At 62.8% G+C, this 23,020-nt stretch carries 22 protein-coding genes and 4 tRNA genes; 9 read left to right on the top strand and 17 right to left on the bottom strand.

Going from position 1 to position 23,020, the window contains the following annotated elements; all coding sequences use genetic code 11:
- Positions 1–217: 217 nt before the first annotated feature.
- The 11 genes from rplL to K6301_RS05845 all read right to left on the bottom strand — a co-directional run bounded on the left by rplL (position 218) and on the right by K6301_RS05845 (position 6,550).
- A complete protein-coding gene (gene rplL, locus K6301_RS05895) occupies positions 218–595 on the bottom strand; it encodes a 50S ribosomal protein L7/L12 (RefSeq protein WP_134652681.1) in 378 nt (125 codons plus the stop codon).
- Between the two features lie 60 nt (positions 596–655).
- Positions 656–1,174, bottom strand: coding sequence for a 50S ribosomal protein L10 (rplJ, locus tag K6301_RS05890; protein WP_160859783.1), 519 nt, complete (start codon positions 1,172–1,174; stop codon positions 656–658).
- Between the two features lie 350 nt (positions 1,175–1,524).
- Positions 1,525–2,217: a 50S ribosomal protein L1 gene (gene rplA / locus K6301_RS05885; protein ID WP_134652677.1), complete on the bottom strand. Its 693-nt coding sequence runs from the start codon at positions 2,215–2,217 to the stop codon at positions 1,525–1,527.
- 4 nt (positions 2,218–2,221) lie between these two features.
- Positions 2,222–2,653 (bottom strand): 50S ribosomal protein L11, encoded by a 432-nt coding sequence (gene rplK / locus K6301_RS05880; protein WP_023517311.1) that lies wholly within the window; start codon positions 2,651–2,653, stop codon positions 2,222–2,224.
- Positions 2,654–2,864: 211 nt separating this feature from the next.
- Positions 2,865–3,395: a transcription termination/antitermination protein NusG gene (nusG, locus tag K6301_RS05875; protein ID WP_064329841.1), complete on the bottom strand. Its 531-nt coding sequence runs from the start codon at positions 3,393–3,395 to the stop codon at positions 2,865–2,867.
- Positions 3,396–3,411: 16 nt separating this feature from the next.
- A complete protein-coding gene (gene secE / locus K6301_RS05870) occupies positions 3,412–3,612 on the bottom strand; it encodes a preprotein translocase subunit SecE (RefSeq protein WP_134652675.1) in 201 nt (66 codons plus the stop codon).
- 192 nt (positions 3,613–3,804) lie between these two features.
- Positions 3,805–3,880: transfer RNA gene (locus K6301_RS05865), tRNA-Trp, on the bottom strand.
- A 136-nt stretch (positions 3,881–4,016) separates the two neighbouring features.
- Positions 4,017–4,673, bottom strand: a complete 657-nt coding sequence (locus K6301_RS05860; RefSeq protein ID WP_247219888.1) for a hypothetical protein — start codon at positions 4,671–4,673, stop codon at positions 4,017–4,019.
- Between the two features lie 299 nt (positions 4,674–4,972).
- Positions 4,973–6,148, bottom strand: a complete 1,176-nt coding sequence (gene tuf / locus K6301_RS05855) for an elongation factor Tu (RefSeq protein WP_134711005.1) — start codon at positions 6,146–6,148, stop codon at positions 4,973–4,975.
- A 218-nt stretch (positions 6,149–6,366) separates the two neighbouring features.
- Positions 6,367–6,440, bottom strand: a tRNA-Gly gene (locus K6301_RS05850).
- A 25-nt stretch (positions 6,441–6,465) separates the two neighbouring features.
- A tRNA-Tyr gene (locus K6301_RS05845) sits at positions 6,466–6,550 on the bottom strand.
- 255 nt (positions 6,551–6,805) lie between these two features.
- Between K6301_RS05845 and rlmB the strand changes: the two genes are divergently transcribed.
- Complete coding sequence (gene rlmB / locus K6301_RS05840; protein WP_247219887.1) at positions 6,806–7,681, top strand: 23S rRNA (guanosine(2251)-2'-O)-methyltransferase RlmB; 876 nt, start codon at positions 6,806–6,808, stop codon at positions 7,679–7,681.
- 70 nt (positions 7,682–7,751) lie between these two features.
- Here rlmB and K6301_RS05835 read toward each other — a convergent pair whose 3' ends face one another.
- The gene (locus tag K6301_RS05835; RefSeq protein WP_247219886.1) at positions 7,752–8,375 is read right to left on the bottom strand and encodes an FMN-dependent NADH-azoreductase; all 624 of its coding nucleotides are present in this window, start codon (positions 8,373–8,375) and stop codon (positions 7,752–7,754) included.
- 132 nt (positions 8,376–8,507) lie between these two features.
- Between K6301_RS05835 and K6301_RS05830 the strand changes: the two genes are divergently transcribed.
- Both K6301_RS05830 and K6301_RS05825 read left to right on the top strand, forming a co-directional pair.
- Positions 8,508–9,455 carry a LysR family transcriptional regulator gene (locus tag K6301_RS05830; RefSeq protein WP_247219885.1) on the top strand — a complete coding sequence of 316 codons (948 nt, stop codon included), beginning with the start codon at positions 8,508–8,510 and terminating at the stop codon, positions 9,453–9,455.
- Between the two features lie 55 nt (positions 9,456–9,510).
- A tRNA-Thr gene (locus K6301_RS05825) sits at positions 9,511–9,586 on the top strand.
- 112 nt (positions 9,587–9,698) lie between these two features.
- Here the strand turns inward: K6301_RS05825 and K6301_RS05820 are convergent.
- On the bottom strand, positions 9,699–9,908 hold the full coding sequence (locus K6301_RS05820) for a hypothetical protein (protein WP_160871426.1): 210 nt from the start codon (positions 9,906–9,908) through the stop codon (positions 9,699–9,701).
- Between the two features lie 201 nt (positions 9,909–10,109).
- Here K6301_RS05820 and K6301_RS05815 point away from each other — a divergent pair, with 201 nt between their 5' ends.
- From K6301_RS05815 to K6301_RS05800, 4 genes are all read left to right on the top strand, one after another.
- Positions 10,110–10,277, top strand: coding sequence for a hypothetical protein (locus tag K6301_RS05815; protein WP_160871425.1), 168 nt, complete (start codon positions 10,110–10,112; stop codon positions 10,275–10,277).
- Between the two features lie 138 nt (positions 10,278–10,415).
- Positions 10,416–10,607: a hypothetical protein gene (locus K6301_RS05810; protein ID WP_247219883.1), complete on the top strand. Its 192-nt coding sequence runs from the start codon at positions 10,416–10,418 to the stop codon at positions 10,605–10,607.
- Positions 10,608–10,835: 228 nt separating this feature from the next.
- Positions 10,836–11,609, top strand: a complete 774-nt coding sequence (locus K6301_RS05805; RefSeq protein ID WP_134650677.1) for an NAD kinase — start codon at positions 10,836–10,838, stop codon at positions 11,607–11,609.
- A 30-nt stretch (positions 11,610–11,639) separates the two neighbouring features.
- Positions 11,640–12,116, top strand: coding sequence for a hypothetical protein (locus K6301_RS05800; RefSeq protein WP_247219881.1), 477 nt, complete (start codon positions 11,640–11,642; stop codon positions 12,114–12,116).
- A 49-nt stretch (positions 12,117–12,165) separates the two neighbouring features.
- Here the strand turns inward: K6301_RS05800 and prfB are convergent.
- From prfB to K6301_RS05785, 3 genes are all read right to left on the bottom strand, one after another.
- Positions 12,166–13,297, bottom strand: a protein-coding gene (gene prfB, locus K6301_RS05795) for a peptide chain release factor 2 (protein ID WP_247219879.1) whose coding sequence is annotated in 2 segments (ribosomal slippage) — positions 12,166–13,227 and positions 13,229–13,297 — 1,131 coding nt in all. Because the reading frame shifts where the segments join, the coding sequence is not laid out codon by codon here.
- Between the two features lie 98 nt (positions 13,298–13,395).
- Complete coding sequence (locus K6301_RS05790) at positions 13,396–15,843, bottom strand: penicillin-binding protein 1A (RefSeq protein WP_247219878.1); 2,448 nt, start codon at positions 15,841–15,843, stop codon at positions 13,396–13,398.
- Positions 15,844–16,121: 278 nt separating this feature from the next.
- On the bottom strand, positions 16,122–17,360 hold the full coding sequence (locus tag K6301_RS05785) for an N-acetylmuramoyl-L-alanine amidase (RefSeq protein ID WP_425475374.1): 1,239 nt from the start codon (positions 17,358–17,360) through the stop codon (positions 16,122–16,124).
- 632 nt (positions 17,361–17,992) lie between these two features.
- Between K6301_RS05785 and K6301_RS05780 the strand changes: the two genes are divergently transcribed.
- Positions 17,993–20,881 carry an Rne/Rng family ribonuclease gene (locus K6301_RS05780; protein WP_247219874.1) on the top strand — a complete coding sequence of 963 codons (2,889 nt, stop codon included), beginning with the start codon at positions 17,993–17,995 and terminating at the stop codon, positions 20,879–20,881.
- A gap of 142 nt (positions 20,882–21,023) precedes the next feature.
- Positions 21,024–21,788 (top strand): SDR family oxidoreductase, encoded by a 765-nt coding sequence (locus K6301_RS05775; RefSeq protein WP_247219872.1) that lies wholly within the window; start codon positions 21,024–21,026, stop codon positions 21,786–21,788.
- A gap of 75 nt (positions 21,789–21,863) precedes the next feature.
- Here K6301_RS05775 and K6301_RS05770 read toward each other — a convergent pair whose 3' ends face one another.
- The gene (locus K6301_RS05770) at positions 21,864–23,015 is read right to left on the bottom strand and encodes a pyridoxal phosphate-dependent aminotransferase (protein WP_247219870.1); all 1,152 of its coding nucleotides are present in this window, start codon (positions 23,013–23,015) and stop codon (positions 21,864–21,866) included.
- Positions 23,016–23,020 lie beyond the last annotated feature (5 nt).

Here is a 23,020-nt window from a genome sequence, read left to right as displayed (position 1 = left end):
GGACGGGGTTCGCTGGCCAGTCGATCCCGTCTATCATGGGTTGGTTCAAACTCGTCTCGCCTGCCGCGCACCGGGCCGGATTGCCCTGACTTGCGGGGAAAGACCATCCTCTTGAAGAACCCATTACCCAAAAGCCGTTTTTGCGGCTTTTGGGTAATCAGTCCGGAGGAATCATCAATGGGAGAGGGTCGAAACCCTCTCCCATCGCATTCCGGTATTACTTGACGTCGACCTTGGCGCCGGCGTCCTCAAGCTTCTTCTTGAGGTCAGCGGCTTCAGCCTTGGAGACGGCTTCCTTGACCGGCTTCGGAGCGCCTTCGACCAGGTCCTTGGCTTCCTTGAGGCCGAGGCCGGTGATGCCGCGGACTTCCTTGATGACGTTGATCTTGTTGGCGCCAGCGTCAACGAGGATAACGTCGAACTCGGTCTTTTCTTCTTCAGCAGCAGCCGGAGCAGCGCCACCGCCAGCAGCGGCAACAGCGACCGGAGCAGCTGCAGAAACGCCCCACTTCTCTTCGAGCAGCTTGGAAAGCTCAGCAGCTTCCAGAACAGTCAGAGCAGACAGGTCTTCAACGATCTTTGCGAGATCAGCCATTGTAGTAGTTCCTTATATTCGGTTCGAACTGGTTAGTTTGATTTACAGCGAAAAACCGCCTCAAGCGGCTTCGTCCTTCTTGGCGTAGGCTGCGAACACGCGGGCAAGCTGGCTTGCCGGTGCTGCAACGACCGTGGCGACGCGCGTTGCCGGGGCTGCAAGCAGGCCCAGGAGCTTTGCGCGGAGCTCGTCGAGCGAAGGCAGCGTCGCGAGCGACTTGACTGCTTCGGCGTCGAGTGTGGTCGCACCCATGGCGCCACCGAGAACAACGAGCTTGTCGTTGGTCTTGGCGAAATCCATGGCTACCTTGGGAGCAATCATCGGATCATTTGCGTAAGCAATGAGCGTCTGACCCTGGAAGAGATCAGACATCCCTTCCGACTCCGTACCCTGAAGGGCAATTTTGGCCAGGCGGTTCTTCGCGACCTTGACGGTGCCGCCGGCAGCACGCATCTTCGTACGAAGATCGTTCATCTGCGCGACGGTGATACCGGCGTAGCGGGCCACGACAACCGAACCGGAAGCCTTGAAGACTTCGTTCAGCTCCGTGACGAATTCGCGTTTTTCCGCTCTTTCCACTGTGCCTATCTCCAGTTGACAGGACCGTGAGTTCTCACGGGACCTGCCGGGTTTACCTTTGCCGCCAGAGGTCCACTTTGAAATGGACCCCGAGCGACGCTCGAGGATCCTGTCCCCCCGCGCTCGGCCCTTTCGGGCCGCGGCACAAGGTAAGGTAGGTTCGAACCGAATTCCGGCGTCATCCGACGCTGAGATGAAATCCAGGTCTCACCCCGTCTCATGCAGGCAAAGTGATTAAGGTTAAACCACCTGCAATCTCGGACAGGAGTTCCGGGGTTTGGCCCCGGAAATCCCCGGCCAGACAAGGCCGGGAATTCTGTTGGGTCCGGCCGGAGCCGGACCCTTGTCTATCAGGCGACGGTCGCCGGGTCGATCTTGACGCCCGGGCCCATGGTCGACGAGATGGCAACGCGCTTGACGTAGTTGCCCTTCGCGCCGGCCGGCTTCGCCTTGACGACGGCGTCGGCGAACGCCTTGATGTTTTCTTCCAGAGCCTTAGCGTCGAAGGAAGCCTTGCCGATGCCGGCGTGGATGATACCAGCCTTCTCGACGCGGAACTCGACAGCACCGCCCTTGGATGCCTTGACGGCGCCTGCAACGTCCATGGTGACGGTGCCGACCTTCGGGTTCGGCATCATGCCGCGGGGGCCGAGAACCTTACCGAGACGGCCGACAAGCGGCATCATGTCCGGGGTCGCGATGCAGCGATCGAAATCGATCTTGCCGCCCTGGACGATTTCGAGCAGGTCTTCGGCGCCGACGATGTCAGCACCGGCAGCCTTGGCTTCGTCAGCCTTGGCGCCACGGGCGAAGACGGCGACGCGAACGTCACGGCCCGTGCCGTTCGGCAGGTTGACCACGCCGCGGACCATCTGGTCTGCGTGACGCGGGTCGACGCCGAGGTTCATGGCGATTTCGACGGTTTCGTCGAACTTGGCGACGGCACGCTCCTTGACGAGAGCGATGGCATCCGAAAGGGCGACCAGCTTGGTGGGGTCGATGCCTTCACGGATCTTCTGGATACGCTTTGCAATCTTGGCCATGGTCTTAACCTACCACTTCCAGGCCCATGGCGCGGGCAGAGCCCTCGACCATTGCCATCGCGCCTTCGATGTCGGCGGCGTTGAGATCCTTCATCTTGGCTTCGGCGATCGACTTGATCTGAGCCTTGGTGAGCTTGCCGACCGTGGCGCCCTTGCCCGGGGTCTTCGAGCCGGACGTGATCTTGGCTTCCTTCTTGAGGAAGTAGGTCACCGGCGGCTGCTTCATCACGAACGTGAAGGACTTGTCCTGGTAATAGGTGATGACGACCGGGATCGGCATACCCTTTTCCATTTCCTGCGTCGCTGCGTTGAACGACTTGCAGAATTCCATGATGTTAATGCCACGCTGACCAAGCGCCGGGCCGATCGGCGGGGACGGGTTTGCCGATCCTGCCTTGACCTGAAGCTTGAGCTGGCCTGCAACTTTCTTAGCCATTTTCTCTGCCTTTCAGAATGCGGCCGGTTGCCCGGCCCTTGATGCCGATCCGGGGATCGGCGGCTGCGGTTGCGTGGTGCGGTTTTCAGCGCCCGGCTACAGGCCGCCTTCCCTTCCACGCGATTGGCGGAAACTTCCACCGCCGATCCTGCAAGCAGGACCGGATTTCAGATGGACGGCCCCGCGGTCGCAAAACCGGGAGCCACCGAAATCAGATTTTCTCGACCTGGGCGTATTCCAGCTCGACCGGGGTGGCGCGACCGAAGATCGACACCTCCACCTTGAGGCGCGAACGCTCCTCGTCGACATCCTGCACCGTGCCGTTGAACGACGCGAAGGGACCGTCGGAAACGCGGACCTGCTCGCCGATCTCGAACGAAACCGAGGGCTTCGGACGATCGACACCGTCCTGCACCTGCGACAGGATGCGCTCCGCCTCGCTGTCGGGAATCGGAACCGGCTTGTTGTCGGAACCGAGGAAACCCGTGACCTTCGGCGTGTTCTTGATGAGGTGATACGCCTCGTCCGTCAGGTTCGCCCGCACCAGCACGTAGCCGGGGAAGAACTTGCGTTCGGAATCGACCTTGCGGCCGCGACGCACCTCGACAACCTTTTCGGTCGGGACGAGGATCTTTTCAAAGAGATGGTCAAGACCCTTCTGGCGGGCCTTGTTCTCGATGTCCTCGGCGACCTTCTTCTCAAAGTTCGAATAGGCGTGGACGATGTACCAACGCGAAGCCATGTTCATCTCCAACCAATCAGACGCCAGCGTTCAGGACGAGCGCGATCAGCCAGGCCAGCAACTGGTCCGCAGCGAAGAAGAACACCGCGGCAAGGAAGACCATCACGAACACCATTGCGGTCGAGATCATCGTCTCGCGCCGCGAGGGCCAAGTCACTTTTGCCGTTTCGGAGCGTACCTGCTGCAGAAACGCAATCGGATTCGTTTTCGATGCCATTGAATATCCACGCCATTACGGCGCGTAAAGCTGAATTATCAGCCCCACGCACCGCGTGTCTGTTTTGCCCTACATAAAGCCCGATTCCCTTTTTCACAAGAGGTAACCGGACTTTTCACGAATTTAGACGGCTCTCGCCGCCGGTGCCATGTTCCGCCGTCGCTGCTGGTGGTCCGCGCCATCAGGCGAAAATGGCAGGGGCAGAGGGGCTCGAACCCCCGACCTGCGGTTTTGGAGACCGCCGCTCTACCAACTGAGCTATACCCCTTTACACCTGCCGCATCCGGGTGAAACACCGCTCGCCGGCAAGGCATGGCGTCTTTACGGCGCGCAGCCGGACTTGGCAAGGGCGAAGACGTGTTTTTTTCACAGCTTAGCAAGCCGACACCCCTTCCCCCGATGGATCACCAGTCCATGCGGAACCGCGCGCAGATGGCGCCGACCACGTCGGCATCCTGCCTTTGCACGGTCGCGGCGACGTTGAGACCGCGCATGACGTTCTGCTCGACGCGGAGCTCCGTCTTCACATGCGGCTGACCGGAGACGGCCGTCCCCGAAGCGATCAGGGACGTGCCCGTCATGACGGACTGAAGCTGCGCTTTCTGCGTCACGCGTACGGATCCCGTATGACCGTGCCGCATATCCGAATCGGCCCAGACGGAAGGGTTGATGAGAATGTCGACGGAGGGCGTGGCCATCCAGCGGTGCGAAACGCCCGCGCTTGCCGTCGCACGCCCCGTCGCAGGGTTATACCCGGCTGCCACGTTGCCCTCCGCACCCGATGCGCCCCTGCCCTGCATTTCCGCCCAGAGCCGCGCATTGTCGCGGGTGCGTCGGACGGTGCCCGTCGAGGAGGTCGTGACGGAGAAATCGACCCCGGCGCGCGCATCGCTGCCCGGCGGCGTCCTGGCGCCCATGCGGAGGCGATAGGCATTGCCGGAGATCTTGCTCGGCGACCAGATCAGGAGGGAGCCCTCCGCTCGGGCAACCCCAGCCGGAAGAATCACAAATGCCATCGAAAGGACGAGCGCTGCGCGCGCCGCACGAAAGAAAGGCGTCATGGGAAACGGGTCCGTCTCGTGTGAGCGTTGTTGCGCGCGGCAGGGCCTCATGCCCGCCACGCGCACGGGCGCCTTTTGCAAAACAGAGGACCGCGGTCCAAAGGCGCCGGGCCTTGGCGCATGCCAGGGCCGGTCGCACGAAGCGACGCCATGACCCTACACATCGACGTCGGATGCCTCCATCCCCAGAACTGGCGAGTTATCGGCAAGGTCTAAAATATCGGGCGAGAATAGCCTGAACGAAAAAGACCCCGCTGGCGACCAGCGGGGTCTTCTAGATCTATCGTGATCCGGAAGGATTACTCGACGATGGAGGCGACGATGCCGGCGCCGACGGTACGGCCGCCTTCGCGGATGGCGAAGCGCAGCTTTTCTTCCATCGCGATCGGAACGATCAGCTCGACGTCAACGGTGACGTTGTCGCCCGGCATGACCATTTCCGTGCCTTCCGGCAGCGAAACGATGCCCGTCACGTCCGTCGTGCGGAAGTAGAACTGCGGACGGTAGTTCGTGAAGAACGGCGTATGACGGCCGCCTTCTTCCTTCGTCAGGATGTAGGCTTCGGCCTTGAACTTCTTGTGCGGCTTGACCGAACCCGGCTTGCACAGGATCTGGCCACGCTCGACGCCGTCACGGTTCACACCGCGCAGCAGCGCACCGATGTTGTCGCCGGCCTGGCCCTGGTCGAGCAGCTTGCGGAACATTTCAACGCCCGTGCAGGTCGTCTTCGTCGTCGGACGGATGCCGACGATCTCGATTTCCTCACCGACCTTGACGATGCCACGCTCGACGCGGCCGGTCACGACCGTACCACGGCCCGAGATCGAGAACACGTCTTCGATCGGCATCAGGAAGGGCTGGTCGATCGGACGCTCGGGCGTCGGGATATAGTCGTCGACAGCGGCCATCAGGGCGCGGATCGCGTCTTCGCCGATTTCCTTGTTCGAATCTTCCAGAGCCGCCAGAGCCGAACCCTTGACGATCGGAATGTCGTCGCCCGGGAATTCGTAGGACGACAGAAGTTCGCGCACTTCCAGCTCGACGAGTTCGAGAAGCTCGGCGTCGTCAACCTGGTCGACCTTGTTGAGGAACACGACGATCGCGGGAACGCCGACCTGACGGGCCAGCAGGATGTGCTCGCGCGTCTGCGGCATCGGGCCGTCGGCTGCCGAAACAACCAGGATCGCGCCGTCCATCTGGGCAGCACCGGTGATCATGTTCTTGACGTAGTCGGCGTGGCCGGGGCAGTCGACGTGCGCGTAGTGACGGTTCGCCGTCTCGTATTCGACGTGCGCCGTCGAGATGGTAATGCCGCGCGCCTTTTCTTCCGGAGCAGCGTCGATCTGGTCGTACGCCTTGAACTCGCCGAAGTACTTCGTGATCGCTGCCGTCGTCGACGTCTTGCCGTGGTCAACGTGCCCGATCGTGCCGATGTTTACGTGAGGCTTGTTGCGCTCAAACTTGCTCTTTGCCATCTCTTATTTCCTACTGAACGAAAGTTGGGCTAACCGGCCCGTCCGGTTTGGCAGGCGTTTAAGGGTTTCACAACGAATGCGCAAGCCTTAAATGCACGGGAAAAGGGACCGGGAGGGGGCCGGGCTGTGCCGGATTTCCGAAATATCGTGATGAGGAATCGCTTTTTCAAGGCAGGGCTTTACAGCGGCTGCTTGATTCTTCGTTTCAACTCGACGATTGGAGCGGGTAGCGGGAATCGAACCCGCGTATTCAGCTTGGAAGGCTGCTGCTCTACCATTGAGCTATACCCGCGGGGGTCTTGATCCGTCTGACAGAATGGTGGAGGGAGTTGGATTTGAACCAACGTAGGCTGAGCCAACGGATTTACAGTCCGTCCCCTTTAACCACTCGGGCATCCCTCCATATTCTGTCGGGATCAAGCGACCGGTATCGATCTCGGCTGGCGCTTCGCAGCGGCGCCTTCGATCTGGCGGCGTATATGACGGGCACAGTTCATCCTGTCAACACGACGCCACGGAAAAAATTGCGAAAAATGCCAGCATCTCCGCTTCGTGCCGCAAGCCTGTGGACGGGCCTGTCGCCGCCGCCCGATTTTTCCCGCGCCCTTGCCGCAAAACCCCTGCACACTTTGCCGGGACATGCTTTATAAGGCCCCCATGAGCAAAGACGATACCGGCGGCAAGTCCGCAAAAGACACCCATTATGCCAAGCTGCGCCGGGCGCATCGCGACCAGCGGCGCGAGCGCGGCGAGATCCCGACACCGAAGGACGACCGCCGCCGCAAGCAGGCGGAAGGCTGGAAGGCGCCGGCCCTCGCGCCCGACCAGGTCTATCTCTACGGCCTGCACACGGTGCGCGCCGCCCTCGACAATCCCGAGCGGCAGATCATCAGGCTTTCGGTCAGCCAGAACGCGGCCCAGCGCCTGGAGCTGCCCGACATCTCGACCCTGCCCTACCCGGTCGAGACCGTCCTGCCGTCCGATCTCGACAAAGTGCTCGGTCCGGAAGCCATACATCAGGGCGTGATGCTGGAGACCCGCCCCCTGCCGGTGCGCCGGCTGGAGGCGCTGAAGGACAGCCCGCTGCTGCTCGTGCTCGACCAGGTGACCGATCCCCACAATGTCGGCGCCATCATGCGCTCGGCCGTTGCCTTCAACGCCGGCGCCGTCATCACCACGCAGCGCCATTCGCCTACCGAATCGGGCGTGCTCGCCAAAACCGCGTCCGGCGCGCTGGAGCTCATCCCCTATATCCAGATCACCAACCTCTCGGATGCGCTGGAAGAGCTGCACAGGCTCGGCTTCCTGACGATCGGCCTCGATTCGGAGGGACCGGCACCGCTCGAGGGCACGCTGTCGGGCCAGCGCGTCGCGCTCGTCATGGGTTCCGAGGGCAAGGGCCTGCGCCAGAAGACGCGCGCCACCTGCAAGGCGCTCGCCCGTCTCGACATGCCCGGCGCGATCAAGTCGCTCAATGTCTCGAACGCGGCGGCCATCGCCCTTTATGCCACGCACCGCCATCTGTTCGGCTGACGACACATCCCGGAATACAGAAAAGCCCGCCGGTTTTCACCGGCGGGCTTTTGCATGAAGGACGGCAGGATCAGCTTGCAGCCTTGAAGCCGCCGCGGGCGGAAATGCTGCGTTCGGCTTCCGAGATCGCCTCGATCTTCGAATCGGCACTGAGGTTCAGGCCTTCGGCACGAACGATTTCGATATCGGTCACACCAAGGAAACCGAAGACGGTGCGCAGGTAGCTTTCCTGGTGGTCCATGGCGGCGGCGGGGCCGGTGCTGTAATGGCCGCCACGGGTGGACACGATGATGACTTTCTTGCCGGTGGCGAGGCCTTCAGGGCCTTCGGCGGTGTAGCGGAACGTCTTGCCTGCAACGGCGATGCGGTCGATCCAGGCCTTCAGCTGGCTCGGCAGGGAGAAATTGTACATGGGCACGCCAAGCACGACCGTGTCGGCCGCAAGGAATTCATCGAGCACAACAGCACTTTCGGCAACATCGGCGGCAATCTGCGCGTCAACGTCGGCGGGATTGGCATTGGCAGCCATGAGATGCGCACCCGACAGGTGCGGCAGCGGGTTGGACACGAGGTCGCGATAGGTCACGGAGGCGGCGGGGTGTTCGGCCTTGATCTGCGCGACGACAGCGGCGGTCAGGCGAGGCGAAACGGAGTGCTCTCCGAGAATGCCGGAATCGATATGAAGGATGTTCATGGGTCAGCACCTTGGTTGAATTGGCTGCCAAACATATGTTCTGAAAACAATGCGATGATTAGACAGCAAAAATCCAATTGACTGTTTCCTCAAGGAAACAATAAATCCAGGATGATCCCGGAGACGCGTGCCATGCAGGACCTCAACGACCTCGCCCTCTACGCCGCCGTGGTGCGGCACAAGGGATTTACCGCCGCAGCCAATGCGCTGGGGGTCCCGAAATCGAAGATCAGCAAGCGCATCGCAGCACTTGAAGAGCAGCTGGGCGTGCGGCTGATCGAACGGTCCACGCGCAAGCTGAGCGTCACCGACATCGGAAAATCCTTCTACGACCGCTGCGAGGCGGTTCTGTCGGGCGTCGAGGCTGCGGAGGCGGTCGTGGCGGTCGCGAAGGCCGAGCCGGCGGGCACGGTGCGCATGTCCATGCCTCCGGGCTTCGCGCCGATGATCGCCGCGGTGCTTCCCGGCTTCATGAAGCGCTACCCGCTCGTGCGGCTGTCGATCATCACCACGGGGCGGCCGGTCGACCTGATCGAGGAGCGGATCGATATCGCGTTGCGCGTCCGCGATACCTATGACACCGACCAGTCGCTGGTCGTACGCCGCTTCGCCAGCACGCGGCGTCACCTGGCGGCAAGCCCCGCCTTTCTGGAACGCTACGGCCATATCGATTTCGATACGATCAGCCGCGTGCCTACCCTGTCCATGCAGGAGAACACGCCGCGCGCCATCTGGACCCTTCATAACGCCAGCGGGGATGTGCGCGACATCGCGCATTCACCGGTGCTGTCCTGTTCCGATTTTGCGGTGCTGGAACGGGCGACGCTGGAGGGAATCGGCCTCGGGCTGCTGCCGGACATAATTGCCGAACGCGGCTTCCGCGCTGGTGTCCTCACGCATGTCCTGCCGGACTGGTCGAGCGCGGAAGCGGCCGTCCATGCCGTCTTCACATCCCGGCACGGCATGCTCCCTGCGGTGCGTGCGCTCATCGACCACCTGGCGGAAAACCTGCCGCGATCGCTTGAGCGCTGCCAGGAAATTACCCCCGGTGAGCGCTCGCACGGCACATGGTCGATCTGAGCCGCCCGTTTTTGCTTTACAGCGGCGGAGAATATGCTAACTCCCTCCACGCAGTGCCCTTATAGCTCAGTTGGTAGAGCACCTGATTTGTAATCAGGGGGTCCCGGGTTCGAGTCCTGGTGGGGGCACCATTCTTCCCAAATCTTTGGATGCGCATGCGCGGGAGCCTGACGCCGGCTTACGTGGAACGCACCACGCCTGTTCGAATCAGGCGCTGAAGGCGCACGACCGGTGGCGCTTCGCTTATCGTTCGGTCGTGATCGTTTTCAGGTTGGTGACGACTTCCGCCTGTTCCTTGTCGCTCAGAACTTCCACATTCTCTTTCCAGAAGGCTGCGGCTTCGGCGGGTTCGTCGTCCCATTGGCGGGTCGAAACCAGGTTGTCGTCGAGCTTGGCCAGGCGCTTGCCGCCCAGTCTTTGGTATTCCTTCGCTATATCCGCTGCATGGGTCATGACGGCCTCCTTTGTTGAGGAAGGAAACGGCCTTGGCCTGCGGAGGTTCCTGACGCACGGCGATCGACAGCGAAGACGTGTTTATCGGCAGCCAGCCGTATCCATTCACTTCGGCCCCTGACGCCGCGAATACCGGCCTTTCGGCGCGATCTTGATTTTCGTTCTAAAATAGAACATATAGAGAACAAACGGAGATGCGATATGCAGAACGATACCCTTGATCGCGCGGTGGCCATCATCGAGGCATGCCGGTCGCTTCGGGAGCGACAGGTCCAGAACCGCATGGAACTCCAGCGCAAGGCCGCGGCCGCCGCAAAACCGCTCTATGTGCTCAAGCACAAGACGCAACTCGAACTGCCGCTGCAGTGAACACCCGCGTGCGGGGTACGTCGCCGGACGCGGGATGCCGACAGCGTGCATTGCCGAGGAAGGCCGACTGTCCTATAGGGCGTTCCACGGAGCGACGCGATCGGGCATCGCGACCTGCACTTGCCTGGAGGAACGGACGTGGCAGACAAGGAACCGGTTTCGAAGGTCACGGTCGAGAAGGACCGCAAGGGCCAATATTTCTTCGCCCTCACCTTTCGCGGCGTGACCTATCCCGTGACGGGTCCCTTCACCAATGCGTTGCAGGCGGCGGCCGCAGGGCAGTCTGCGCTCAAGAACCTGGAAGACCGCACGTCTGGCCGGAAGGTCTGACGCCCTGAGACCGCCCTGCCGCCGATCGGCAACCCACCCGGTCTGTCATATTTTTCAGATGCATATCGCGTAAAGGCGTGCAACAAAGACCGCCCGGCCTGTTGGTGCGGGCGACTTCCTGGAGGGCGCGCCGTTTTCGCCGATGACGGCAACGCCCTGTCGATAGCATGCTTGACGTCGGGCGAAGGGATTCGGCCGGCACGGTACCGAGAGGAGACGGACGGACACATGGCGCGCCAGTTCAACACCTTCTCCTTCGTTGCGTCGCAGGCAGCCGAAGCGCAGGAAGCGCGTGCGGAACTGATTGCCGCCTATGGCAATACCGATCCGGAAGAGGCCGACGTGATCGTCGCGCTCGGCGGTGACGGCTTCATGCTCCAGACGCTGCATACAACGATGAACACGGGCAAATGCGTCTACGGCATGAACCGCGGCTCCGTCGGCTTCCTGATGAACCGCTATGATGCAAAGGATCTCCCGGCCCGTGTCGAGCGGGCGGTGGAGAACGCGTTCCGTCCGCTGGAGATGGTTACGAGCGACGCCAGCGGCCTCGAGCGGCGGGCGCTGGCCATCAACGAAGTCTATCTGTTTCGCCAGTCCTACCAGGCGGCAAAGCTGCGCGTCAGCGTGGACGGCCGTGTGCGGCTGGAGGAGCTGATTTGCGACGGCCTGCTCCTGGCAACGCCCGCCGGCTCGACGGCCTACAATCTCTCCGCCCACGGGCCGATCCTGCCGCTGGAAGCGCCGCTGCTGGCGCTGACGCCGGTCAGCGCCTTCCGGCCGCGCCGCTGGCGCGGTGCACTGCTTCCCAACAAGGTGACGGTCGAGATCGAGGTACTGGAGGCCGAAAAGCGCCCGGTTAACGCAGTCGCCGACAATACCGAGGTCAAATCGGTAACATCGGTGCGCATCGCCGAATCGGTCGGGCTGGCGGCGCGAATCCTCTCCGATCCGGATCATTCCTGGTCCGACCGGATTCTCGCCGAACAGTTCGATTACTGATCGCACGACACTGCCGGGAAGGAGTTCGCCATGAATGCGCCGATCAAACGGTTCGCGCCAGCCGCCGCCATCGCCCTGCTCGCCCTTGCCTGCGCACCGGCCCAGGCCGCCGGCGACGCGCCGCCCGTTGCGGAAACCGTCACCTTCGTCGTCAGCACCGGCTTCTGGGAAGAGCCTGCGGAGGAGACGGGATCGGAGGCGCGGCGCGGTTACTACAAGCTGATCGCCGTGCGCCAGCCGGATGGAACGGCCGAAGTGCATCTCCAGCAGATCGAGGCCACCGCGGAAGGGCCGAAAATCGCCTCCTCCACCGCGCTGGAGGAGTTTTCCGCGATGAAGCCCTATGTGACGGATATCCGCCCGGAAAATTCGTCCGGCATCACTTCGCAGCCGGGTTTCTTCGCGACGGTCTACCTGAAGACCGATCCCAAGGCGACCGAACCCGAGAGCTGGACGGTGCTGATCGACGATCTCGGTGAGATCAAGGTGGAGCGCGCCACAAACTGAAACGGGCGCCGAAGCGCCCGTCTGCAATCCATCAACAGCCTATCAGGTATCAGTTCAGGTCATCGACCACGGCATCGCTGCCGCCGTTCACGCGGTGCGCGAGCGCGGCTTCCATGAACTCGTTGAGTTCGCCGTCGAGCACATCCGACGGTGCCGTGCTTTCGACGCCCGTCCTCAAGTCCTTCACCAGCTGGTAGGGCTGGAGGACGTAGGAGCGGATCTGGTGACCCCAGCCAATATCCGTCTTGGAAGCGGCCTCGGCATTGGCGGCGTCTTCGCGCTTCTTCAGCTCGGCTTCGTACAGGCGTGCACGCAGCATGTCCCACGCCTTGGCGCGGTTCTTGTGCTGCGAACGCTCCTGCTGGCAGGCCACCACGATGCCGGTCGGAATGTGCGTGATGCGCACGGCCGAGTCGGTCGTGTTGACGTGCTGGCCGCCGGCGCCGGACGAACGGTAGGTGTCGATCCGGCAGTCGCTTTCGTTGACCTCGATGTTAATCGAGTCGTCCACGACCGGATAGACCCAGATCGAGGAGAACGAGGTATGGCGGCGCGCATTGCTGTCATAGGGCGAGATGCGCACGAGGCGATGCACGCCCGATTCCGTCTTCAGCCAGCCATAGGCATTGTGGCCCTTGACGAGCAGCGTGGCGGACTTGATGCCGGCCTCTTCGCCGTCGTGGATTTCCAGAAGCTCCACCTTGTAGCCCGACCGTTCCGCCCAGCGCGTATACATGCGCAGGAGCATGTTCGCCCAGTCCTGGCTTTCCGTGCCACCGGCGCCCGAATGCACTTCGAGATAGGTGTCGTTGCTGTCGGCCTCACCCGAAAGCATGGCCTCGACCTGCTTGCGCGCGGCCTCGACCTTGACGGCTTTCAACGCCTCCTCGGCTTCGCTGACGATGGATGCATCGCCCTCTTCCTCGCCGAGTTCGATTAGCTCGATATTGTCACGAAGCTGCTGCTCGATGGCCTTCACGGCATTGATGCTTTCATCCAGCTGCTGGCGTTCGCGCATCAGCTTCTGGGCTTCCTGGGCATCGTTCCAGAGGTTGGGATCCTCTGCTTTATTGTTCAACCAGTCCAGTCGTCTTACCGCCTGATCCCAGTCAAAGATGCCTCCTCAGCAGGCTTATGGCCTGCTTGATTTCGTCGACGATATTCTCGATTTCCGCGCGCATGTCCGTTTCTTCAATGCTCGTGTTTCGGTGGCCCCGAAATAGAGAGGGCGGGCGCGGATGTAAACCCCCGCGCCCGCCCTCAAGGGATGCGATATGGATCAGAACAGGCCGCCGCTGCCGCCCGTCACCGCCTGGTTCGCCTGCGGCGAGCTCTTCAGGATTTCCTCCGGCGTCGCGTACTCATCGCCACCGATGACCGAGAAGACATCGGCCGGGCCCGTGCCGGGCTTGAAGGCTTCCATGATGGTATCAGGCTCGCCTTCATAGGCCTGCATGCCCGTCTTGCGGTTGACGGCGATGAACTGCATGCCCTCGGGAACGATGAACTTGGTGGGACGCGTGCCCTCAAGTGCCGCCTGCATGAACTCGTTGAAGATCGGCGACGACAGCGAGCCGCCAGTGGCGCCACGGCCCATCGGCGCCGGGCTGTCGAAACCGATATAGAGGCCGGCCACGAGATCCGGCGTATAGCCGACGAACCAGGCATCCTTCTCGTCGTTCGTGGTGCCGGTCTTGCCGGCGACCGGACGGTCGAGCTTGATCTTGCCGGCCGCGGTGCCGCGCGTGATGACGCCTTCCATCATCGAGGTGATCTGGTAGGCGGTCATGGGGTCGAGAACCTGCTCGCGATTGTCGACGAGTTCGGGTTCGGCCTGGTTTTCCCAGTCATTGGCATTGCAGTTCTCGCAGGTGCGCTCTTCATGCCGGAAGATCGTCTTGCCGTAACGGTCCTGAATACGGTCGATCAGCGACGGCTTGATCTGCTTGCCGCCATTCGCCAGCACCGCATAGGCCGAGACCATGCGCATGACGGTCGTCTCGCCGGAGCCGAGCGACATGGCCAGAACCGGCAGCATCTTGTCATAGATGCCGAAGCGCTCGGCATATTCGGCTACGAGGTTCATGCCCATGTCATTGGCAAGGCGCACGGTCATGAGGTTACGCGAGCGCTCGATGCCGAGACGCAGCGTCGACGGGCCGGCCGAGCCGCCGCCGTAGTTCTGGGGGCGCCACACCTGGCCGCCAGCAACCATTTCGAACGGTGCGTCCATAATCACCGACGCCGGCGTATAACCATTGTCGAGAGCGGCTGCGTAGACGAACGGCTTGAAGGACGAACCCGGCTGGCGCATTGCCTGCGTGGCGCGGTTGAATTCCGACTGGCCGTAGGAGAAGCCGCCGACCATGGCGAGCACGCGGCCCGTATGCGGGTCCATGGCAACGAGGCCGCCCTGAACCTTGGGCGGCTGGCGCAGGCGGTAGCTGCCGCTCTCCATTGGCTCGACATAGACGACATCGCCGACCTCAAGCACGCCCGCTGGCGATTTCGCCGTCTTGCGATCGCCCTTCGCAGAACGATACGCCCAGGTCATGCTCTTGGCGTCGATACGGCCGGTCACACGCTGCTCGACGACCTTGCCGGATGCGTCCTTGCTCGGCTGAAGCCCGATATCGGCGCCGCTATCATCCGCGGAAAGCACGACGGCGAGCTTCCATTCCGGCACATCGGAGAAACTATCGATCTTGGCGAGTTCCACACCCCAGTCGCCACCGATCTGGATGGTCTTGATCGGGCCGTGGAAACCGCGACGTTCGTCATAGCTGATCAGGCCATGCTGCAGCGCCTTGCGCGCGGCGACCTGGATACGCGGATCCAGCGACGTGCGGACCGAAAGGCCGCCTTCATACAGCGCGTTGTCGCCATAACGCTCGATGATCTGGCGACGCACTTCTTCGGAGAAGTAGTCGGAGGCAAAGAGATAGGTGCCGCGATGGCGCGGCGTCACGCCGAGCGGCTGCGTCTTGGCGTCTGCGCCGTCGCTCTGGGTGATATAGCCGTTCTCCACCATGCGGTCGATGACCCAGTTGCGGCGCTCGAGCGCGGCCTCGGTCCGGCGGAACGGATGGTAGTTCGACGGGCCCTTGGGCAGCGCGGCCAGATAGGCCGTCTCGGCGATCGTCAGCTCCGTGACCGACTTGTCGAAATAGGTGAGCGCCGCGCCGGCGATGCCGTAGGAATTCAGCCCGAAGAAGATCTCGTTGAGATAGAGTTCGAGAATGCGGTCCTTGGAATAGGCCTGCTCGATGCGGAAGGACAGGATCGCTTCCTTGACCTTGCGGTCTATCGTCTGGTCGGACGAGAGCAGGAAGTTCTTGGCGACCTGCTGGGTGATCGTCGACGCACCAACGGGGCGGCGGCCGGAGCCCATGTTCTGGAGGTTGACGACGATGGCGCGGAACAGGCCGGTCACGTCGACGCCGGGATGCTGGTAGAAATTCTTGTCTTCAGCCGACAGAAAGGCGGCCTTCACCCGGTCGGGAATGGCCTGGATGGGCAGGTAGAGGCGCCGTTCGCGGGCATATTCGGCCATCAGCGCGCCGTTGCCGGCATGGACACGCGTCGTCACCGGCGGCGCATAGCTGTTCAAGACCTCATAATCGGGAAGATCCTTGGTGACACTTCCGAGATAAAGGGCGACCGCGCCTGCCACGACGAGGAAGAAAACGGCGCCAATCCCGAAGAAATATCCAATCAGTCTGATCATGAGCCAGTTACCGATGCCTTATGTCTTTATAATTCGTCGCGCGGACCTGCCGACCGGTCTTCACCAGCGCGACGACATGCGTCACGCCGGCACTCTGAAGACGAGTCACGCCTCAATTTTCTCGAACCCGTCTAGCGATCGGAATGTGAGGAAAATAGGGCTTTACAGTATGCTTGCCCGCTTCGCCACCGCACATTGGCGACCGTTGTCACTTTTCCGGCACAGCGGCCAGACTAGCATATCGCGCATCGCCTTGCCGCTACTATCGCACGAAAGGCTTAACCGCCGTTGGAGGCAACGGTTGTGCGGTAATCCTTCACGGCCTCTGCAATGAGGCCGGCGACCTTCTTTTGCCATTCCGGATCGGTCAGAAGCTTCTCGTCGTCCTTGTTCGACATGAAGCCGAGTTCGAGCAGGATGGACGGCACGTCCGGCGCCGTCAGCACGCGAAAGCCGGCATGCCGGTGCGGATTGTTGATCAGCAGGACCTGGTCCTTGAACTTGCCGACCACGCTCTGCGCCAGATTGATGGAGAAGGCCTGGGTTTCGCGGCGCGTCAGGTCGAGCAGGATGTCTGCGACCTCGGCCGGTTCATCGACGAAGGCGATGCCGGCGATCTGGTCCGACAGGTTTTCACGCTCGGCCAGGCTTGCGGCAAGGCTGTCGGAGGCCTTGTCGGAGATCGTATAGACCGTCGCGCCGCGGATATCCTTCTGCCGCAGCGTATCGGCATGGATGGAGATGAGAAGGTTCGCGCCTTCACTGCGGGCAAGCTGCACGCGCTGCGAGAGCGAGAGGAATTCATCCTTGTCGCGCGTCAGGATGGCGCGCGTATCCGGCAGCGCGTTCAGCGCTTCGGCCAGCTGCTTGGCAAAGGCGAGCGTGACGTGCTTTTCCTCCATCTTGGTGACGCCGCCGCGCGCGCCGTTGTCGATGCCGCCATGGCCTGCGTCGACCGCAATGACGAAGGGACCGTCGGCCTTGCTGCCGGGCAGTTGGACCGGCAGGTCGTTGCCGGCCTGCGCGGACACTTCCTTCCAGCTCTGCTTTTCCATCTGCGCCTGGAAGACCGTCTCGGTGACGATGGCCGCGTCGATGACCAGGCGGTGGCTGGACGCCCCCTCCTCCTGCTGCACCTCGGCCAGCGCCACGCCGACCGGACGGGTCGCCGTCAGCACGATGCGGGAACGGCCGGCGGCCATCGCGCCGTAGCGGATGTCCGTGAAGATGCCGCGCGCCTCCAGTTCCTCCGCCTTGATGCCGAAATCCGTCTGCGGCAGGTCGATGAGGATACGGTAGGGATTGGCGACGTAGTGCACCTCGAAATCCGGCTTGCGGTCGAAATCGATGATCAGGCGGGTGCGCGCGTCATCACCGGCGATGCGGGCGGCGAAGGCGAGCAGCGGCGACGTGTCCGCAGACGCCGCGACAGCCGCTGCGGGCATGCAAAACAGCAGCGCGGCGAGAAACAGGCCCGGGACAAGCCGGGAAAATCTGTGGTTCAGGGAGCGTAGCATCACCACTGGCAGTCCGTTCAAACGCGTGAAAACCGCGCGATGCGGTGCAGGACGAGGCCTATAGATGCTATCATATGGTTAATCAAATCTTGCGATCCCGTGCACACGCTGCAAGCGCGCACACAGACCGGCAATTGGATCAAGATTATGACGCAAGGGCTTTTCCCTTGCCATTGTGACATATCCGCCATAAAAGCAAAATCAGGGAGAAAGAACAGACGGGATAGAATCGCTTAGAGCAGGCAGCCAATCCATCGGAACTTGGCGCCGAACCGGGCCTTCATCCGCCGTCGCAAACCTTTTTCCCGGCCGATTAGATCGCGTAAACCGGCGGTGGCCGGAACAGTCAAGGTGGTTATCCACCGCTCGCCCTTACCCAAGGGCATTTCATCGGACCGAACAGGTCTATGGCACTGGCATTCTCGTTGGACGTTGATGTTGTCACGGCGGATTCATTCAGAGGGTAACAGGCAACGGGACGCTCGCGTGCCGGCCTCCCTTCGTCCGCTTACCCCTCACCGGGGCCCGACGAGACCTTACTTATCCGGCGCATCCCTCTCCTCCCCCGGCTCGTTCCCCTCAGGGAAAAGCTCGCCGCCAGGATTGCGGCTGCGCCGAGGAGCACAATTTAAATGGCAGAGAAAATGCTTATCGACGCGTCTCACTCCGAGGAGACGCGGGTTGTCGTCGTGCGCGGGAACCGCATAGAAGAGTTCGACTTCGAATCCGAACACAAGAAACAGATCCGCGGCAATATCTACCTTGCCAAGGTGACGCGCGTGGAGCCCTCGCTCCAGGCCGCCTTCGTCGATTACGGCGGCAACCGCCACGGCTTCCTGGCCTTCGCCGAAATCCATCCCGACTACTACCAGATTCCGCTGGCCGACCGTCAGGCGCTGCTCAAGGCCGAGGCCGAGGATCATCGCCGCGATGACGATATCGAGCCGGTCGAGACCGCCCCGCACACATCCGGCAGCGGCGACAACGAATCGATCGCCGATACGATCGAGGCCGTGGAAGCCGAAGCTGTAGAAGCCGTCGAGGAAATCCAGGCCGAGCCTGCCGCCGAGCCGGAGGTCGTCGAAGCCTCCGCCGATCTCGCAGCGGAACCCGAAGCGCCCGCCGAAAAGCCGAAGAAGGCACGTCGCCCCCGCAAGGCCAAGGCGAAAGCCGAAGAAGCTCCGGCCTCCGAGGAAGCCGCTCCGTCCGAAGGCAGCGACGACGAGACGCCCGGCGGCGCCATGGCCATGGCGGTCGATACGGACGAGGTGTCCGAGCCCGCCGAGCGCAAGCGCGGCCGTCGTCATCGTGACGATGACGACGATGATGACGACCACAATGGCGAAGAGAAGGAAGTCATCGAATCCGTCGGCGCCGAAGACGCCATGGAAGAGGTTCCGGACCGCGTGAGCCGCAAGCCGCGCAAGCAGTACCGCATTCAGGAAGTCATCAAGCGCCGCCAGATCCTGCTCGTGCAGGTCGCCAAGGAAGAGCGTGGCAACAAGGGTGCTGCTCTCACCACTTACCTGTCGCTGGCAGGCCGCTACTCGGTCCTGATGCCGAACACGGCGCGCGGCGGCGGCATTTCCCGCAAGATCACCAACCTGCAGGACCGCAAGCGCCTGAAGGAAATCGCCCGCGACCTCGAGGTCCCGCAGGGCATGGGCGTCATCCTGCGCACGGCCGGTGCCAACCGCACCCGCGTCGAGGTCAAGCGCGACTTCGAATACCTGATGCGCCTGTGGGAAAACGTCCGCACGCTGACGCTCGCCTCCACGGCTCCCTGCCTCGTCTATGAGGAAGGCTCGCTGATCAAGCGCTCGATCCGCGACCTCTACAACAAGGACATCAGCGAGATCGTCGTTGCCGGCGAGGAAGGCTATCGCGAAGCGAAAGCCTTCATGAAGATGCTGATGCCGAGCCACGCGAAGGTCGTCCAGCCCTATCGCGATGTGCATCCGATCTTCTCGCGCTCGGGCATCGAAGCGCAGCTCGACCGCATGCTGCAGCCGCAGGTGACGCTGAAGTCCGGCGGCTACATCATCATCAACCAGACCGAGGCGCTCGTCTCGATCGACGTCAACTCGGGCCGCTCGACGCGCGAGCACTCCATCGAGGAGACCGCGCTCCAGACGAACCTGGAAGCGGCGGAAGAAGTGGCGCGCCAGCTGCGCCTGCGCGACCTTGCCGGCCTCGTCGTCATCGACTTCATCGACATGGAGGAGAAGCGCAACAACCGGGCCGTCGAGAAGCGTCTGAAGGACCATCTCAAGAACGACCGCGCGCGCATCCAGGTCGGCCGCATCTCGCATTTCGGCCTGCTCGAAATGTCGCGCCAGCGCATCCGCGCCTCGGTTCTCGAATCGACCATGCAGACGTGCCCGCACTGCAACGGCACGGGCCATATCCGCTCGCAATCGTCCGTGGCGCTGCATGTCCTGCGTGGCATCGAGGAATATCTCCTCAAGAACACCACGCACAACATCACGGTGCGCACGACGCCCGATATCGCGCTCTACCTGCTCAACCACAAGCGCGGCACGATCATCGACTATGAAGGCCGCTTCGGCGTGGCCATCCTCATCGATGCGGATGCCCATGTCGGCGCGCAGCATTTCGCGATCGACCGTGGCGAGCCCGTCGAGAACCCGGTCAAGATCGAGCAGATCCTGCATTTCGAACCGGAACCCGAAGACGATGACGTCGTGATCGAGGACGAGATCGACGAGGAAGAGGAAGAAGCGGCACGCCCGGCCGCAACCGCCGCGGCGAGCCAGTCCTCCGCATCCGATGAAAACGGCCGCAAGCGCAAGCGTCGCCGCCGTCGTCGCGGCCGTGGCCGTGAGAACGGCGACGGTGCCGATACCGCCTCCTTCGGCGGCGAACAGGCCGGCGACGAAGACGCACTGGATGACGACGACGCGGACGGTGACGCCGAAGGTCTTGAGGGCGCGGAAGCCACCAAGGCCGACCCGTCTTCCGAAGACGGTTCGGATCGCCGCAAGCGCCGCCGCCGCGGCAAGCGCGGTGGCCGTCGCAACCGTCCGGAAGACGGCAGCGTCGAGGCTTCGGCCGATGGTTCCGACGAGGATGGCGATGACAGCGAAGGCGAGGCCGAAAAGGTTGTAGCCGTCGAAGTCGACGTGACCGAAGTCGCCGCCCCCGTCGAGGAAACTCCGGCCGAGGTTGCAGCCGAGGACGCATCGGCCAAGCCCAAGCGGGCACGCCGCAGCCGCGCCAAGGCCAAGGAGGAGGCCGTGACCGACGAGGTTGCCCGCAGCGAGATCGAATCGCAGCCGGCCGCTGTCCCTGAAGAGGCGGAAGTACCTGCGGAGCCGGAAGTCGAAGAGGCCTCCGAAGACCTCGATGCGCCCGCCAAGCCGACCCGCGCCAACCGCGATATCACCAAGATCGCGTCGGAGCCCGTCGTGAAGTCGTCCACCGCCAAGGAGACACCTTCGGACAACGAGGCCGACAAGCCCAAGAAGGGTGGCTGGTGGCAGCGCCGCGGGTTCTTCTGAGAACCCCTGGACAATCTTGATTTCAGAAGGCCCGGTTTCGACCGGGCCTTTTTCGTTCTCGGGGGCTCGCGCCCGAATCGGGTGGTTGCCCGGCTAGTCGTTTGCGACACGGATGTCCTTGGACATAGCAAGGAGACATTCCATGACACGCCTTTCCGGCAAGGTCGCCATCATCACCGGGGCCAGTTCGGGCATCGGCCGCGCCGCCGCGTTGCTTTTCGCCCGTGAGGGCGCGAGCCTCGTTCTTTCTGCTCGCGGCCGTGAACGGCTCGAGGCCGTCGCGCAGGACATCCGCGCACACGGCGGCACGGCGATCGCCCTATCCGGCGATGTCGGCGAGGAGGCGCACCACGAGGCTCTCGTCGCAGCGGCGCAGGCAGAATTCGGCGGCCTCGATATCGCCTTCAACAATGCCGCCACCACCGGACCCGTCGGTGCGCTTCCCGCGCTTTCGCTCGCCGACTGGCAGGCCGTCGTCAACGTCAATCTCACCAGCGGTTTTCTTGCGGCGAAGCATCAGTTGCCGGCGATGGAGGTGCGCGGTGGCGGCTCCATCGTCTTCACCTCGACATTTGTCGGCTATACCGCGGGCTTTCCGGGGCTGGCGGCCTATGCCGCCTCGAAATCCGGCCTCGTCGGCCTCACCCAGGTTCTCGCTTCGGAATATGGCCAGAAAGGCATTCGCGTGAACGCGCTCCTGCCCGGCGCGACCGATACGCCGATGGGCCGCCACGTCGCCAATACGCCGGAGGCGTTGGAATTCGTCGCGGGGCTCAATGTCTTCAAACGCATCGCCGCGCCGGAGGAAATTGCCGAAGCCGCACTCTTCCTGTGCTCGGATGCGGCCAGCTTCATGACCGGCACGGCGATGCTGGTCGATGGCGGCGTATCGATCAACCGGGTCTGACAAAATGATTCAGGTGCTTGAGAAAATGAGTCCGCCTGTCGCGGCAAGTCCCTGAGACGGAATCGCTTTACGCCATCAGGCCAGCCAACGTGCGAGGCGGTCGACCGCCTCGTTCATCTCCTCGAAGGCGCCGGCATAGGAAAAGCGCATGGTGTGGTTGCCGTCGCGCGGGTCGAAGTCGATACCGGGCGTGGCGGCCACATCGGTTTCGGCCAGCATGCGGCGCGCGAAGGCCATGCTGTCATTGGTGAAACGGCTGACATCCACATAAGCATAGAACGCGCCGTCCATGGGCGACGCGATGGAGAAGCCGATCTCGGGCAGGCGCTTCACCAGGAAATCCCGGTTCACGCGGTAAGCGTCGCGATAGACATTCAGTTCGGCCTCGGCCCCAAGCGCCGCTTCCGCCGCAATCTGCGACAGTTCCGGCGCCGAGATGTAGAGGCTTTGCGCGATGCGCTCGACGGGGCGCACCAGCTTTTCCGGCAGCACCATCCAGCCGATGCGCCAGCCGGTCATGCAATAATATTTCGAGAACGAGTTGATGATGACCGCGTCCTCGCCGAACTGCAGCGCCGTCGCCTCTTCGCCGACGAAGGTCAGCCCGTGATAGATCTCGTCCGAGATGAAGGCGATGCCGTTGTCGCGGCAGTATGCGGACAGGGCGGCAAGATTGGCCCGGCCCGTCACGGTGCCCGTCGGGTTCGCCGGGCTCGCCAGGAGCACGCCATCAATACGTCCGTGCGCGGAAGCCGCGGCCTCCAACGCCTCCGGTGTCAGGGTGAAGCCGTTTTCCGCATTCACTTCGATTTCCACCGTCTCGATGCCGAGCGCGGCGAGGATGTTGCGATAGGCGGGATAGCCCGGGCGTGCGATCGCCACGCGATCGTCGGCGTCGAACAGCGCGAGGAAGGCGAGGTTGAAAACGGCGGAGGAGCCCGTCGTGATGGCGATGCGGGCGGGATCGACAGTCACGCCATGGTGACGCCGGTAGAAATCCGAAATGGCGGTCCGCAGCGACACAAGGCCGAGCGCGTCCGTGTAGCCGATACGGCCCACGTCCAGCGCACGGCGCGCGGCCTCGCGGGCGGCCTGCGGCGCGGGATGGACGGGCTGGCCGACCGCCATGGAAATGACGGGCCGGCCGGCGGCGCGCCGCCTGGTCGCTTCGGCAAGAACGTCCATGGCGTGGAAGGGTTCGACGGCGCCGCGCGCGGAGAGCTTCATGAGGT

The organism is Shinella oryzae, assembly GCF_023038235.1.
Lineage (GTDB): Bacteria > Pseudomonadota > Alphaproteobacteria > Rhizobiales > Rhizobiaceae > Shinella > Shinella sumterensis.
Note: the sequence above shows the minus strand (reverse complement) of the source record. Positions and strands in the feature narration are given on the sequence as shown.

Bases quoted from the DNA above. Each gene is read 5' to 3' on its own strand.
- rplL (WP_134652681.1), bottom strand. From the start codon at position 595: ATGGCTGATCTCGCAAAGATCGTTGAAGACCTGTCTGCTCTGACTGTT.
- rplA (WP_134652677.1), bottom strand. From the start codon at position 2,217: ATGGCCAAGATTGCAAAGCGTATCCAGAAGATCCGTGAAGGCATCGAC.
- rplK (WP_023517311.1), bottom strand. From the start codon at position 2,653: ATGGCTAAGAAAGTTGCAGGCCAGCTCAAGCTTCAGGTCAAGGCAGGA.
- nusG (WP_064329841.1), bottom strand. From the start codon at position 3,395: ATGGCTTCGCGTTGGTACATCGTCCACGCCTATTCGAACTTTGAGAAG.
- secE (WP_134652675.1), bottom strand. From the start codon at position 3,612: ATGGCATCGAAAACGAATCCGATTGCGTTTCTGCAGCAGGTACGCTCC.
- K6301_RS05860 (WP_247219888.1), bottom strand. From the start codon at position 4,673: ATGACGCCTTTCTTTCGTGCGGCGCGCGCAGCGCTCGTCCTTTCGATG.
- tuf (WP_134711005.1), bottom strand. From the start codon at position 6,148: ATGGCAAAGAGCAAGTTTGAGCGCAACAAGCCTCACGTAAACATCGGC.
- rlmB (WP_247219887.1), top strand. From the start codon at position 6,806: ATGAGCAAAGACGATACCGGCGGCAAGTCCGCAAAAGACACCCATTAT.
- K6301_RS05835 (WP_247219886.1), bottom strand. From the start codon at position 8,375: ATGAACATCCTTCATATCGATTCCGGCATTCTCGGAGAGCACTCCGTT.
- K6301_RS05830 (WP_247219885.1), top strand. From the start codon at position 8,508: ATGCAGGACCTCAACGACCTCGCCCTCTACGCCGCCGTGGTGCGGCAC.
- K6301_RS05820 (WP_160871426.1), bottom strand. From the start codon at position 9,908: ATGACCCATGCAGCGGATATAGCGAAGGAATACCAAAGACTGGGCGGC.
- K6301_RS05815 (WP_160871425.1), top strand. From the start codon at position 10,110: ATGCAGAACGATACCCTTGATCGCGCGGTGGCCATCATCGAGGCATGC.
- K6301_RS05805 (WP_134650677.1), top strand. From the start codon at position 10,836: ATGGCGCGCCAGTTCAACACCTTCTCCTTCGTTGCGTCGCAGGCAGCC.
- K6301_RS05800 (WP_247219881.1), top strand. From the start codon at position 11,640: ATGAATGCGCCGATCAAACGGTTCGCGCCAGCCGCCGCCATCGCCCTG.
- K6301_RS05790 (WP_247219878.1), bottom strand. From the start codon at position 15,843: ATGATCAGACTGATTGGATATTTCTTCGGGATTGGCGCCGTTTTCTTC.
- K6301_RS05785 (WP_425475374.1), bottom strand. From the start codon at position 17,360: ATGCTACGCTCCCTGAACCACAGATTTTCCCGGCTTGTCCCGGGCCTG.
- K6301_RS05780 (WP_247219874.1), top strand. From the start codon at position 17,993: ATGGCAGAGAAAATGCTTATCGACGCGTCTCACTCCGAGGAGACGCGG.
- K6301_RS05775 (WP_247219872.1), top strand. From the start codon at position 21,024: ATGACACGCCTTTCCGGCAAGGTCGCCATCATCACCGGGGCCAGTTCG.
- K6301_RS05770 (WP_247219870.1), bottom strand. From the start codon at position 23,015: ATGAAGCTCTCCGCGCGCGGCGCCGTCGAACCCTTCCACGCCATGGAC.